Genomic DNA, 13547 nt, shown 5'->3' with positions numbered 1-13547 from the left:
GGTGGTGCAGGGGAGTGGTAACGCAGTGACACAACAACAACGGTCGTTCGACGCTATCGTCGCGCGCGAACAAGGGTTGCGCCACGCGCTCACGTCGGGGCAGATGGCGATGATCGCGATCGGCGGCGCGATCGGCACGGGGCTGTTCCTCGGCAGCGGGTTCGCGATCGGGCTCGCGGGCCCGAGCGTGCTCGTTTCCTATGCGATCGGCGCGCTGATCGCGCTGCTGCTGATGGGCGCGCTCGCGGAAATGACCGTTGCGCATCCGACGGCCGGCTCGTTCGGCGCGTACGCCGAGCACTACGTCGGCCCGCTCGCGGGCTTCCTGGTGCGCTATGCGTACTGGTTCGCGGTCGTGTTCGCGATCGGCACCGAAATCAGCGCGATCGCCGTGTTCATGAAGTACTGGTTCCCGGCCGTGCCCGGCTGGTACTGGGTGATTGGCTTCTCCGCGTTATTGATCGCCGTGAACCTCGCCAGCGTCACGCTGTACGGCACGGTCGAGTATGCGTTCTCGCTGCTGAAGATCGCGGCGATCGTCGTCTTCATCGTGCTCGGCGCGTATCTGGTCTGGTCGGCGCCGGCCGCATCGGGCGTCGGCTTCGCGAACTACACCGCGCATGGCGGCTTCATGCCGAAGGGGCCGTGGGGCACCTGGGTCGCGGTGATCGTCGCGATTTTCAGCTACATGAGCATCGAAGCCGTCGCGATCGCGGCTGGCGAGGCGCGCGATCCGCAGCACGCGGTCACGCGCGCGTTCCGCTCGACGGTGTTCCGGCTCGTGCTGTTCTACCTGCTGACGCTGTCGCTGATGCTCGCGATCGTGCCGTGGACGGCGGCCGGCACCGACGAAAGCCCGTTCGTGAAGGTGATGGCCGCGACGCATGTACCGTACGCGGCCGGCGTGATCAACTTCGTGCTGCTGATCGCGGCGCTCTCGGCGATGAACAGCCAGCTCTACGTGACGACGCGGATGATGTTCAGCCTGTCGCGCGCGCGCCTCGCACCGGCGGTGTTCGGCCGGCTCGGCACGAACGGCGTGCCGCGTGCGGCGTTGTGGATCTCGACCAGCGGCGTCGCGGTCGCGGCCGTGCTGGTCGCGCTGGCGCCCGACACCGCGTTCACGGTGATGATGGCGATCGCGATGTTCGGCGCCCTGTTCACGTGGCTGATGATCTTCGTCACGCACCTGCGCTTCCGTTCGCGGTATCGCGGCCCGGCACTCGCGTTCCGGATGTGGGGGCACCCGTTCGGCAGCCTGCTTGGTGCCGGGCTCGTCGCGGCGATCCTGTTCACGACCGCGTTCACGCGCGAATTCCGGATGACGATGGTGGTCGGCGTCGTGTTCGTCGTGCTGCTGACGCTCGCGTACGCGCTGCATTACCGGCACGAACACGCCCGCTGACCCGCCGGCGTGGCAGCCGCGTCGCGCGTCACGCCGCTAAGGTTCCGTTAAGCCGGAGGCCGCTACATTCGATCCTGTCCGCAAGGCGGGCCGGCATGCGCCGGTTCGCCGCTTCCTGCAAATGGGGTTCGAATGAACAAACTTCCCGAAATCACGCTCGCGTTCTGGATCATGAAGATCTGTGCGACGACGCTCGGCGAAACCGGTGGCGACCTGCTGTCGATGACGCTGAACGTCGGCTACGCGGTCAGCTCGATCCTGCTGTTCGGTTTCTTTCTCGTGACGCTGGGCGCGCAGCTCGGGACGACGCGCTATCGTCCGGCGGTCTACTGGGCCGTGATCGTCGCGACGAGCACGGCCGGCACGACGATGTCCGACTTCATGGACCGCACGCTCGGCCTCGGCTACGCAGCCGGCTCGTCGATCCTCGTCGCGATCCTGCTGGCGATCTTCGCGGTCTGGCGCCTGAGCGGCGAATCGCTGTCGGTCGACCTGATCCGCACGCGCAAGGTCGAGCTGCTGTACTGGATCGCGATCCTGTTCTCGAACACGCTCGGCACCGCACTCGGCGACTTCCTCGCGGACAGCTCGGGGCTCGGCTTCGGCGGCGGCGCGCTGCTGATCGGCGGACTGCTGGCGGTGATCGTGCTCGCGCACTACTTCACGCGGATCTCCGGCGTGCTGCTGTTCTGGGCCGCATTCGTGCTCACGCGCCCGTTCGGTGCGACGGTCGGCGACCTGCTGACGAAGCCGGTCGAGAAGGGCGGCCTCGCGCTCGGTACGGTCGGCTCGTCGGCCGTGCTGCTCGGCGTGCTGGTCGCGATGGTGGTCTATGCGAGCGTCGCGCAGGCGCGGCGCCGCGAACCGATGCCTGCGCGGATCGCGCAGCCGGTTGGCGAATGACGATGAACGGAAAAGAAAAAGGGGCCGAGAGGCCCCTTTTTGGTTGCGGTGCCGCTCAGTGGCGGCCGGTGCTGCCGAAGCCGCCTTCGCCGCGATCGCTCTCGGCGAAATCGGCGACGATGTTGAACTGCGCCTGCACGACCGGCACGATCACGAGCTGCGCGAGCCGCTCGAACGGGTTCAGCACGAACGCGGTCTGGCCGCGGTTCCACGTCGAGACCATCAGCTGGCCCTGGTAGTCGGAGTCGATCAGGCCGACGAGGTTGCCGAGCACGATCCCGTGCTTGTGGCCGAGGCCCGAGCGCGGCAGGATCAGCGCCGCATAGCCGGGATCGGCGAGGTGGATCGCGAGGCCCGTCGGCACCAGCGTCGTTTCGCCCGGCTGCAGCGTGACCGGTGCGTCGAGGCACGCGCGCAGGTCGAGGCCCGCGCTGCCGGTGGTCGCGTAGGCGGGCAGGTAGTCGCGCATGCGCGCGTCGAGAATCTTCAGGTCGAGTTTCATGCGGTCGTCGAATCGGTCGGGAAGGGCGCGGCGGCAAGCGCCGCCGCGCGGGTGATCAGATCAGGCGGTTGTCGGGCAGGCGCTTCGCGATTTCCGCGACGAGCGCATGCGCGAGTTCGTCCTTCGGGGCGCGCGGCAGGCGCGTGAGGCCGGCTGCTTCGAACAGCACGACTTCGTTGTCGTCGCGGCCGAACGTCAGCGGGCCGAGGTTGCCGACGAGCAGCGGCACGTTCTTGCGCTTGCGCTTCTCGTCGCCGTGCACGTCGAGGTCGCCGCTTTCGGCCGCGAAACCGACGCAGAACGGTGGGTCGGGCAGCGCCGCGACCGATGCGAGGATGTCAGGGTTCTCGACGAATGCGAGCGTCGGCATCTTGCGGTCGGCCGTCTTCTTCATCTTGTGCTCGGCCGGCTGGTCGACGCGCCAGTCGGCGACCGCGGCCACCGCGATGAAGATGTCGGCATCGTTGATCGCATGCATCACCGCGTCGTACATCTGCTGCGCGGTCTGCACGTCCTGTCGATAGACACCCCACGGCGTGTCGAGCGCGACCGGCCCCGCGACGAGATGCACGTCGGCGCCGGCCTGTTGCGCGGCGCGCGCGAGCGCGAAGCCCATCTTGCCGCTGGAACGGTTCGTGAGGCCGCGCACGGGGTCGAGCGGTTCGAACGTCGGCCCGGCCGTGATCAGCACGCGCCGGTGCGCGAGCACCTTCGGCGCGAAGTGTGCGACGATCGCTTCATAGATCGCCTCGGGCTCGAGCATGCGGCCGTCGCCGACTTCGCCGCACGCCTGCGCGCCCGAATCCGGGCCGAGCACGGATACACCATCTGCGCGCAGTTGCGCGGCGTTGCGCTGCGTGGCCGGGTTCTGCCACATCTGGCGGTTCATTGCGGGGACGACGAGCAGCGGACAGTCGCGTGCGACGCACAGCGTCGACAGCAGATCGTCGGCGAACCCGTGCGCAAGCTTCGCGAGGAAATCCGTCGACGCGGGCGCGATCACGATCGCGTCGGCTTCGCGCGACAGGTCGATGTGCGCCATGTTGTTGTCGATGCGCGCGTCCCACTGGCTCGTGTAGACGGGCCGGCCCGACAGCGCCTGCATCGTGACGGGCGTGATGAACTGGGTGGCGGCTTCGGTCATCGCGACCTGCACGGTCGCGCCGGCCTTCACGAGCAGCCGCGTGAGCTCGGCGATCTTGTAGCAGGCGATGCCGCCCGTCAGGCCGAGAACGAGGTGTTTTCCTGCGAGTTCTGCGTGTGCCAACTCAGGCCTCCAAGGGTCAAACGGAACGGCCGGCGCGAAGCCGGCCGTCGACGCCGAGTATGCGCGCTTAGCGCGAGCCGCGCACGCGGCGCAGTTCGTCGTAGATCAGCAGCACCGCACCGACCGTGATTGCGGAATCGGCGAGGTTGAACGCCGGGAAGTGCCAGGCGCCGAGGTGGAAATCGAGGAAGTCGATCACGTGACCGTAGACGAGCCGGTCGATCACGTTGCCGAGCGCGCCGCCGAGGATCATCGCGAGCGACAGGCTGAACAGCCGCTGCTGGCCGTGGCGCTTCAGCAGGAAGCAGATCACGAGCGTGGCGGCGATGCCGAGCGCGGTGAACGCCCAGCGCTGCCAGCCGCCGGCGGTCGACAGGAAGCCGAACGCGGCGCCGCGGTTGTACACCAGCACGAGGTTGAAGAACGACGTCAGCTCGTGCTGCGCGCCGTACGCGAACGTCTTCAGGATCGAGATCTTCGACAGCTGGTCGAACAGGATCACGATCAGCGAAATGCCGAGCCAGGGCGCAAGCGCGCCGCTGGCCGGTTTCGACAGGGTTTTCGCCATAGTTAAGCAGCGCTCCGGATTTCGCCGTTTTCGAACAGGTTGGAGAAGCAGCGGCCGCACAGCGTCGGATGATCGGCGTGCGTGCCGACATCGTCGCGGTAGTGCCAGCAGCGTTCGCACTTCTGGTACTTCGAGGCGGCCACGTCGACGCTTTCCTGCGCTTCGTCGTCGACCTTGACGACCGTCGCGGCCGACGTGATCAGCACGAACTTCAGGTCGTCGCCGAGGCTCGTGAGCGCGTTGTAGCGCGCGCCGCTCGCGTGCACGGTGACTTCAGCCTGCAGCGACGAACCGATGCGGTTCGCGGTGCGTGCTTCCTCGAGTGCCTTCGTCACGTTGCCGCGCACATCGCGCAGCAGCGCCCACTTCTCGATCAGCGCGGTCGAGCCGGCAACGTCCGGATACGCGTAGTAGGTTTCCGTGAAGATCGTGTCGCTGGCCGGCTGGAACACCTTCCACGCTTCTTCCGCCGTGAACGACAGGAACGGCGCGAGCACGCGCAGCAGGCCGTGCGTCAGGTGGTACAGCGCGGTTTGTGCGGAGCGGCGCGCGCGCGAATCGGCCGCGCTCGTGTACAGGCGGTCCTTCAGCACGTCGAGGTAGAAGCCGCCGAGATCTTCCGAGCAGTACGTCTGCAGCTTCGCGACGACCGGGTGGAATTCGTACTTCTCGTAGTGGCCGAGCAGTTCCGTCTGCAGCTGCTGCGAGAACGCGACCGCATAGCGGTCGATCTCGAGCCATTCTTCGACCGGCACCGCGTGCTGCGCGAAGTCGAAGTCCGACAGGTTCGCGAGCAGGAAGCGCAGCGTGTTGCGGATGCGGCGATAGCCTTCGGTCACGCGCTTCAGGATTTCCTCGGAGATCGCGAGCTCGCCCGAGTAGTCGGTCGATGCGATCCACAGACGGATGATTTCCGCGCCGAGGCGGTTCGCGACTTCATGCGGATCGATGCCGTTGCCGAGCGACTTGCTCATCTTGCGACCTTCGCCGTCGACCGTGAAGCCATGCGTGAGCAGGCCCTTGTACGGCGCGCGGCCGTCGATCATCGACGCGGTCAGCAGCGACGAGTGGAACCAGCCGCGATGCTGGTCCGAGCCTTCGAGGTACAGGTCGGCCGGGAATTGCAGCTGATCCTTGTGCGAGCCGCGCAGCACGTGCCAGTGCGTCGTGCCCGAGTCGAACCACACGTCGAGCGTGTCGCGGTTCTTTTCGTACAGGTTCGCGTCGTCGCCGATCAGCTCGCGCGGGTCGAGCGACTGCCATGCCTCGATGCCCGACTGCTCGACGCGCTTCGCGACTTCCTCGAGCAGCTCGAGCGTGCGCGGGTGCAGCTCGCCGGTTTCCTTGTGCACGAAGAATGCCATCGGCACGCCCCACTGGCGCTGGCGCGACAGCGTCCAGTCGGGACGGTTCGCGATCATGCTGAACAGGCGCTGCTTGCCCCACGACGGGTAGAACGCGGTCGCGTCGACGCCTTCGAGCGCCGTTTCGCGCAGCGTCTTGCTGCCGTCGCGCGGCGTGACATCCATGCCCGCGAACCACTGCGACGTCGCGCGGTAGATGATCGGCGTCTTGTGGCGCCAGCAGTGCATGTAGCTGTGCGTGTACTTCTCGCTGCGCAGCAGCGAGCCGGCGGCATTCAGCGCGTCGACGATCTTCGGGTTTGCATCCCAGATCGACAGGCCGCCGAACAGCGGCAGCGATTCGATATAGCGGCCGTCGCCCATCACCGGGTTGATGAAGTCCGAATCGGTCATCCCGTGCGCCTTGCACGACATGAAGTCTTCGATACCGTATGCGGGCGACGAGTGCACGACGCCGGTACCCGTGTCGGTCGTCACGTAGTCGCCGAGGTAGACGGGCGCGGTACGCTTGTAGCCGGGGTGGGCCGATGCGAGCGGGTGGTGGAAGCGCAGGTTCGCGAGCTTCACGCCCGGCGCGGTCGCGACGACGCGGCCCGTCAGCTTGAAGTCGGTCATGCATGCTTCGACGCGCTCTTCCGCGATGATCAGCAGCCCGCGCTCGGTGTCGACCAGCGCGTAGACGATTTCCGGATGGAGGTTCAGCGCCTGGTTGGCCGGGATCGTCCACGGCGTGGTGGTCCAGATCACGATGCCGCCTTCGGCACGCGGCAGCGCCGGCAGGCCGAACGCCTGCGCGGTTTTTTCCGGTTCCGCGAACGCGAACATCACGTCGATCGTCGGATCGGTGCGGTCCTTGTACTCGACTTCCGCTTCGGCGAGCGCCGAGCCGCAATCGAAGCACCAGTTCACCGGCTTCAGCCCGCGGTACACGTAGCCCTTCTCGATGATCTTGCCGAGCGCGCGGATCTCTTCCGCCTCGTTCACGAAGTTCATCGTCTTGTACGGGTTGCCCCAGTCGCCGAGCACGCCGAGGCGCTTGAAGCCGACCTTCTGCTTCTCGATCTGCTCGGTCGCGTAGGCACGCGCCTTGCTCATCACTTCGGCCGCCGGCAGCGACTTGCCGAACTGCTTCTCGATCTGGATTTCGATCGGCATCCCGTGGCAATCCCAGCCCGGCACGTACGGCGCGTCGAAGCCGGCCATGTTGCGCGACTTGACGACGATGTCCTTCAGGATCTTGTTGACCGCGTGGCCGAGGTGGATGTCACCGTTCGCATACGGCGGGCCGTCGTGCAGGATGAACTTCGGCCGGCCCTTGCTGGCCTCGCGAATCTTCTCGTAGAGGCCGCGCTCTTCCCATTCCTTGACCCACTGCGGCTCGCGCTTGGGCAGGTCGCCGCGCATCGGGAACGGCGTGTCGAGCAGGTTGACCGGATACTTGGCCTGCGGTTTCGAATCGGCTTTCTTGTTGCTCATGATGGGATCGCTATCTAAATCGGGAGACGCTCGGGCGTCGTGAATCGGGGATGCGCGCGAGTGGGCGGCGCGAGGGTGCGGCGCCAGGCGCCGCCGTCCGGATCAGCTAATTCGGTCGGTGGCCGACGTCGAGAAGCCCGTGGCGCGGCTGCCCGGCGCACGGTCGCGCTCGATGAAATATGCGCGCGCATTCGCGACGTCCAGTGCGATCGCGCGCGACAGCGCCTCGAGATCGTCGAATTTCGCCTCGTCGCGCAGCTTCTTCAGGAATTCGACGCGGATGAGCTTGCCGTACGCATCGCCATGCCAGTCGAGCAGGTGGACTTCGAGCAGCACGCGGCCCGAATCGTCGACGGTCGGGCGCAGGCCGAGGCTCGCGACGCCCGGCAGCGGCTCGGGGCCGAGGCCGTGCACCTGCACGACGAAGATGCCCGCGAGCGCCGGCCGTTTGTGCGCGATCGGCAGGTTCAGCGTCGGGAAGCCGAGGTCGCGGCCGAGCTTCAGCCCGTGTGCGACGTGGCCGCTGATCGCATAGCCGTGGCCGAGCGCCTGCGCGGCCGCGTCGAGATCGCCGGCCGCGAGCGCGGCGCGCACGCCGGAGCTGGAGATGCGCGTGCCGTCGCTGCCGGCCACCGTGCCCATCTGTTCGACTTCGAAACCGTGCTGCTCGCCGGCCGCCTTCAGCGTGTCGAACGTGCCCGCGCGCTTCGCGCCGTAGCAGAAATCGTCGCCGACCATCATCCAGCGCGTATGCAGCCCGTTCACCAGCGTGCGCTCGACGAACGCCTGCGGCGACTGGCTCGCGAACGTATGGTTGAAGTGCTCGACGACGACGCGGTCGACACCGTGATCGCGCAGCGCCTCGAGCTTGTCGCGCAGCATCGCGATGCGCGGCGGCGCACCGGCCGGGTTGAAGAATTCGCGCGGGTGCGGCTCGAACGTCATCACGCACACGGGCAGGCCACGCGCGTCCGCTGCCGCGCGCACGCGCGCGAGCAGGGCCTGGTGGCCGCGATGGACACCGTCGAAGTTGCCGATCGTCAGCGCGCACGGGGCGCGGCTCTCGGCGTTGGGCAGGCCGCGGAAGACTTTCACGATAGCGGATGCAGCGTCGGGGAATGGGCGGTGGGATGCCGCAAAGCAGAAGATTATAAACGTTCGGACGGGCCGGCGGCCGAGAAGGCGGGAAACGCGGGGGCGAATGGTAAAATTCGCGGATGAAAAAACTCGTGATCCTGATTTCCGGTCGCGGCAGCAACATGGAGGCCATCGTCCGCGCGTGCGCGCAGGAACGCTGGCCGGCCGAGATTGCCGCCGTGATCGCCAACCGGCCCGATGCGGCCGGGCTGGCCTTTGCCGCGTCGCACGGGGTGGCGACGGCGGTGGTCGACCACCGGTCGTTCGACGGCCGCGACAGCTTCGACGCGGCGCTCGCCGCCGAGATCGACCGTTTCGCCCCCGATCTCGTCGTGCTCGCCGGCTTCATGCGCATCCTGACGCCCGCATTCGTCAGACGATATGAGGGCCGGCTGCTGAACATCCATCCGTCGCTGCTGCCGAGCTTCAAGGGCATCCATACGCATCAGCAGGCGCTCGACGCGGGCGTCGCGCTGCATGGCGCAAGCGTGCATTTCGTCATTCCCGAGCTCGACAGCGGCGCGATCGTCGCGCAGGGCGCGGTGCCCGTGCGCGCGGGCGACGACGCGGCCGCGCTCGCGCAGCGCGTGCTGGCGGTCGAACATGTGCTGTATCCGCGCGCGGTGCGCTGGTTCGTCGACGGGCGTCTGCGCCTCGAGAACGGCCGTGCAGTGGTCGCGCCGGAAGAAGCGCGCTGGATTTTCGCGGATCAACCGCATACCGAAACGAGTGAGGGCGTATGAAGCTGCACGGATTCCTGATTGGCCAGACCGAGACTTTGCTGGCCGAGGTGCTGAAGTTCGCCGGCCCCGCCGACGCGACGACGAGCCGGTTCTTCCGCGCGCACCCGAAGCTCGGGCATGCGGAGCGCGGCGTGATTGCCGAGGCCGTGTTCGCGGTGCTGCGCCGGAAGATGGAGTTTTCGCATCTCGCCGAGAGCGGCACCGGTACGCCCGCGCGGCGCCTCACGCTGCTCGGCCTGATGCAGACGGCCGGCCGCAACGCGCTGAGGCCGTTCCTGTCCGACGTCGAGTCCGCGTGGCTCGAACACGTGTCGAAGATCGATCCGGCCAGCCTGCCGGTGCGCGTGCGCACGAACCTGCCAGACTGGATCCACCAGGCGCTGTCGGCCCGTTTCGATGCCGAGGAGCTCGCGCAGCTCGCCGCCGCGCTGAACTACCCGGCGCCGCTCGATCTGCGCGCCAACGCGCAGAAGGCGACCCGCGACCAGGTGATCGACGCGCTGCGTGCGAACGGCATCGATGCGGGCGCGATGCCGTTCGCGCCGTTCGGCGTGCGTGTCGTCGGCAAGCCGGCGTTGACGCGCCTGAAGCTGTTCGAGGAAGGCCAGATCGAGGTGCAGGACGAAGGCAGCCAGCTGCTGTGCTCGCTCGTTGCGCCGCGCCGCGGCGAGATGATCGTCGACTTCTGCGCGGGCGCGGGCGGCAAGACGCTCGCGCTGGGCGCGATGATGCGCTCGACCGGGCGCCTCTATGCGTTCGACGTGTCGGAGAAGCGCCTCGCGAAGCTGAAGCCGCGCCTCGCGCGCAGCGGGCTGTCGAACGTGAACCCGGTGCTGATCGACAGCGAGCACGATGCGAAGATCAAGCGGCTCGCCGGCAAGATCGACCGCGTGCTGGTGGACGCGCCGTGCAGCGGCCTCGGCACGCTGCGCCGCAATCCGGACCTGAAGTGGCGCCAGACGCGCACGGCGATCGACGAGCTGACGCCGAAGCAGGCGTCGATCCTCGCGAGCGCCGCGCGCCTCGTGAAGAAGGGTGGCCGGCTCGTCTACGCGACCTGCAGCGTGCTCGACGCCGAGAACGAGCGGATCGTCGAACAGTTCCTGGCCGATCATCCCGAGTTCGTGCTGGTGCCGGCGCAGCAGGTGCTGGCCGAACAGCGCATCGAGATCGAGACGGGTGACTACCTGTCGCTGTGGCCGCATCGTCACGCGACCGACGGCTTCTTCGCCGCGGTGCTCGAACGGCGCGCCGCGCAGTAACGACGGCCCGGACGGACGATGGACAATCTGCAGAGCCGCCTGCTGTCGCACCGGCTGGCATCGGTCATTCGTGACTTCCACCAGCCGGTGATGATCTGGCAGGCGGCGATCCTCGTCGGCGCGCTGTGTTTCGCATGGCTGGTCGCGCGCTTCGTGCACGGCCGCATCGATGCGCGTCGCCGCGCGGCCGGCCGCGCGCCCGGCGCGGGCGCGCAAAGCCTGAAGCGCGCGCTGTTCCCGCTGTTCGGCAGTGTGTTCGTCGGTGGCGCGCAGCTCGCGTTCGACCCGTTCATGTCGACGTCGCTGCTGTCGCTCGCGCTCGTGCCGTTGTTCGGTATCGGGCTGATCTACGTGCTGTTCTTCTTCGCGCGGCGTGTGTTCGCGCGCGACGGCCACACGCACGCGTGGCTGTCGATCGTCGAGAAGATCGTATCGACCGTCGTGTGGGCCGCGATGGTGCTGACGGTGCTCGGCATCCAGCGCGACGTGCTCGGCTGGCTCAACAGCGTGCAGTTCCGCGTCGCGAACGCGCACCTCACGCTGCTGTCGGTGATCTCCGGCGCGCTGTGGGTGTGCGTGACGCTGATGGTTGCGATGTGGCTCGGCTCGGTGCTCGAGGATCGCCTCACGCGCGCGAGCACGCTCGACGCGAACCTGAAGGTCGTGCTGTCGCGGGTCGGCCGCGCGCTGCTGGTGTTCGCGGCGATCCTGATCGGGCTGTCGCTGGTGGGCATCGACGTGACGGTGCTCGGCGTGTTCGGCGGCGCGGTGGGTGTCGGTCTCGGCTTCGGGCTGCAGAAGATCGCGAGCAACTACGTGTCGGGCTTCATCATCCTGCTCGACCGCTCGCTGCGGCTCGGCGACGCGATCAGCGTCGGCGGGCTGCAGGGCGTCGTCACGCAGATCCGCACGCGCTACACGGTCGTGCGCGGCCTCGACGGCAACGAGACGCTGATCCCGAACGAGAAGCTGATCACCGACGTCGTGCAGAACCAGTCGTCGTACCTGACGCGCGGTTATGCGAAGGTCGCGGTGCAGGTGGCGTACACGAGCGACGTCGAGCATGCGCTCGCGCTGCTTGCCGACGCGGCGAAGGGCGTGCCGCGCGTGCTGGCGGAGCCCGCGCCGACGCCGTATCTGGTGAGTTTCGGCGCGGACGGGATCGACCTGGAGCTTGGCTTCTGGATCGAGGATTCCGCGAAAGGCACGTCGGGCGTGCGTTCGAGCGTGAACCGCAACATCTGGCGCCTGTTCAGCGAGCACGGGATCTCGATTCCGTTTCCGCAGCGGGAAGTGCGGGTGGTCGGGTTGCCGGACGGTTTTTCTGCCGCGGGTGCGGCGGCCGGGCCCGATTCCGCGGCCGCGAACGGTGCGGTGGACGGGCGCACACCGGCTGCGTAGCGCGCGCCGGCCGTCAAATGGTTTGACCCCGCGGCCGGAACCGGATCGCGGGCCTTTCCAAGTCCGCCCGTGGACTGCGCCAGTTGCGCCAGGGCAAGAAAATATTCATTTTTTACAAAGACTTGGAACGGTTGAAGTAAAATTCAAGTCTATACGCGGTATGCTTTCATTTTTCTGACGCTTGGCGCGAGCCGGCGTCGCTCTCATCACAGGTAACTGCCTTGTTGAATTCCCTGCTCGATTTTCTTTCCCACGGGCTCCTGCATTTTTCGTGGTGGCAGGTCGCGCTGTTCGCGCTCGCCGTCACGCACGTCACGATTATCGGCGTGACAGTCTATCTGCATCGCTGCCAGGCGCACCGCGCGCTGGAACTGCATCCGATCGCGAGCCACTTCTTCCGCCTGTGGCTGTGGATGACGACCGGCATGCTGACGGGGCAATGGGCCGCGATTCACCGCAAGCACCATGCGAAGTGCGAGACCGAGGAAGATCCGCACAGCCCGCAGACGCGCGGCATCTGGAAGGTGTTCCTCGAAGGCGCGGAACTGTATCGCGCGGAAGCGAAGAACGAAGAGACGATGCGCAAGTTCGGCCACGGCACGCCGAACGACTGGCTCGAGCGCAATCTCTATTCGAAGTACCCGATCCTCGGCATCAGCATGATGATGGTGATCGACGTCGCGCTGTTCGGCGTGCTCGGCCTCACCGTGTGGGCCGTGCAGATGGTCTGGATTCCGTTCTGGGCGGCTGGCGTCGTCAACGGCTTCGGTCACTTCTGGGGCTATCGCAACTTCAACTCGGCCGACGCGAGCACGAACCTGTTCCCGTGGGGCATCGTGATCGGCGGTGAAGAGCTGCACAACAACCACCACACGTTCGCGACGTCGGCCAAGCTGTCGAACAAGTGGTACGAGTTCGACATCGGCTGGATGTACATCCGCATCATGTCGGCGTTCGGTCTCGCGAAGGTGAAGAAGGTTGCGCCGACGCCGCGCCTGAACAAGCCGAAGACGGTGCTCGACCAGGAAACGCTGCAGGCCGTGCTGTCGAACCGCTACGAAGTGATGGCGCGCTACGGCAAGGCCGTGAAGCGTGCGTACCGCCAGGAGCTCGCGCACCTGAAGGAACTCGGTTCGAGCGAGAAGTACCAGCTGATGCGCGGCGCGCGCAAGTGGTTCCACAAGGATGCCGACGGCCTCGACGAGCCGCAGAAGAAGCTGCTGCCGGAAATCTTCGCGAACAGCCAGAAGCTGCACACGTATTTCCAGCTGCGTCAGGATCTGGCCGCGATCTGGGATCGTTCGACCGCGTCGCGCGAACAGCTTCTCGCGCAATTGCAGGATTGGTGCCATCGCGCAGAACAAAGCGGCATCAAGGCGCTGCAGGAATTCGCGACGCGCCTGCGCCGCTACGCCTGATTCGAAATCGATTAGAATCTCAGGACGTCACAAACCCCGCGTTGGCGGGGTTTTTTCATTTGGGCTGCCGGTTTTTGATGGGCGTCGGCAGGGCGGAATTT

Annotated in this window: 11 protein-coding genes; 6 read left to right on the top strand and 5 right to left on the bottom strand. The window is 66.9% G+C overall.

Features of this window, described 5'->3' with window-relative positions; genetic code table 11:
- Positions 1–25: 25 nt before the first annotated feature.
- Both ACWMMN_RS13355 and ACWMMN_RS13350 read left to right on the top strand, forming a co-directional pair.
- On the top strand, positions 26–1405 hold the full coding sequence (locus tag ACWMMN_RS13355) for an amino acid permease (protein ID WP_059236641.1): 1380 nt from the start codon (positions 26–28) through the stop codon (positions 1403–1405).
- A 132-nt stretch (positions 1406–1537) separates the two neighbouring features.
- On the top strand, positions 1538–2308 hold the full coding sequence (locus ACWMMN_RS13350) for a COG4705 family protein (protein ID WP_486422745.1): 771 nt from the start codon (positions 1538–1540) through the stop codon (positions 2306–2308).
- A gap of 55 nt (positions 2309–2363) precedes the next feature.
- Here ACWMMN_RS13350 and dut read toward each other — a convergent pair whose 3' ends face one another.
- The 5 genes from dut to ACWMMN_RS13325 all read right to left on the bottom strand — a co-directional run bounded on the left by dut (position 2364) and on the right by ACWMMN_RS13325 (position 8580).
- Positions 2364–2810 (bottom strand): dUTP diphosphatase, encoded by a 447-nt coding sequence (gene dut / locus ACWMMN_RS13345; protein WP_059233401.1) that lies wholly within the window; start codon positions 2808–2810, stop codon positions 2364–2366.
- Positions 2811–2865: 55 nt separating this feature from the next.
- Positions 2866–4077, bottom strand: a complete 1212-nt coding sequence (gene coaBC / locus ACWMMN_RS13340; RefSeq protein ID WP_059233402.1) for a bifunctional phosphopantothenoylcysteine decarboxylase/phosphopantothenate--cysteine ligase CoaBC — start codon at positions 4075–4077, stop codon at positions 2866–2868.
- A 67-nt stretch (positions 4078–4144) separates the two neighbouring features.
- Complete coding sequence (gene lspA / locus ACWMMN_RS13335; protein ID WP_059233403.1) at positions 4145–4645, bottom strand: signal peptidase II; 501 nt, start codon at positions 4643–4645, stop codon at positions 4145–4147.
- A 2-nt stretch (positions 4646–4647) separates the two neighbouring features.
- Positions 4648–7485 carry an isoleucine--tRNA ligase gene (ileS, locus tag ACWMMN_RS13330; protein WP_486422744.1) on the bottom strand — a complete coding sequence of 946 codons (2838 nt, stop codon included), beginning with the start codon at positions 7483–7485 and terminating at the stop codon, positions 4648–4650.
- Between the two features lie 102 nt (positions 7486–7587).
- A complete protein-coding gene (locus tag ACWMMN_RS13325; protein WP_059233405.1) occupies positions 7588–8580 on the bottom strand; it encodes a bifunctional riboflavin kinase/FAD synthetase in 993 nt (330 codons plus the stop codon).
- Positions 8581–8702: 122 nt separating this feature from the next.
- Here ACWMMN_RS13325 and purN point away from each other — a divergent pair, with 122 nt between their 5' ends.
- From purN to ACWMMN_RS13305, 4 genes are all read left to right on the top strand, one after another.
- Positions 8703–9365 (top strand): phosphoribosylglycinamide formyltransferase, encoded by a 663-nt coding sequence (gene purN, locus ACWMMN_RS13320; protein WP_059233406.1) that lies wholly within the window; start codon positions 8703–8705, stop codon positions 9363–9365.
- Positions 9362–10627 (top strand): RsmB/NOP family class I SAM-dependent RNA methyltransferase, encoded by a 1266-nt coding sequence (locus ACWMMN_RS13315; RefSeq protein WP_059233407.1) that lies wholly within the window; start codon positions 9362–9364, stop codon positions 10625–10627. The genes purN and ACWMMN_RS13315 overlap by 4 nt, the downstream gene beginning before the upstream one ends.
- 18 nt (positions 10628–10645) lie before the next feature.
- The gene (locus ACWMMN_RS13310) at positions 10646–12028 is read left to right on the top strand and encodes a mechanosensitive ion channel family protein (RefSeq protein WP_486422743.1); all 1383 of its coding nucleotides are present in this window, start codon (positions 10646–10648) and stop codon (positions 12026–12028) included.
- Positions 12029–12249: 221 nt separating this feature from the next.
- Entirely contained in the window at positions 12250–13446 is a 1197-nt protein-coding gene (locus tag ACWMMN_RS13305) for a DesA family fatty acid desaturase (protein ID WP_059233409.1), read from the top strand.
- Positions 13447–13547: the final 101 nt, after the last annotated feature.

The organism is Burkholderia cepacia complex sp. TUM26381 (assembly GCF_057439935.1).
The sequence above is the reverse complement of the archived record's forward strand: the minus strand, read 5'-3'. Positions and strand labels throughout refer to the sequence as shown.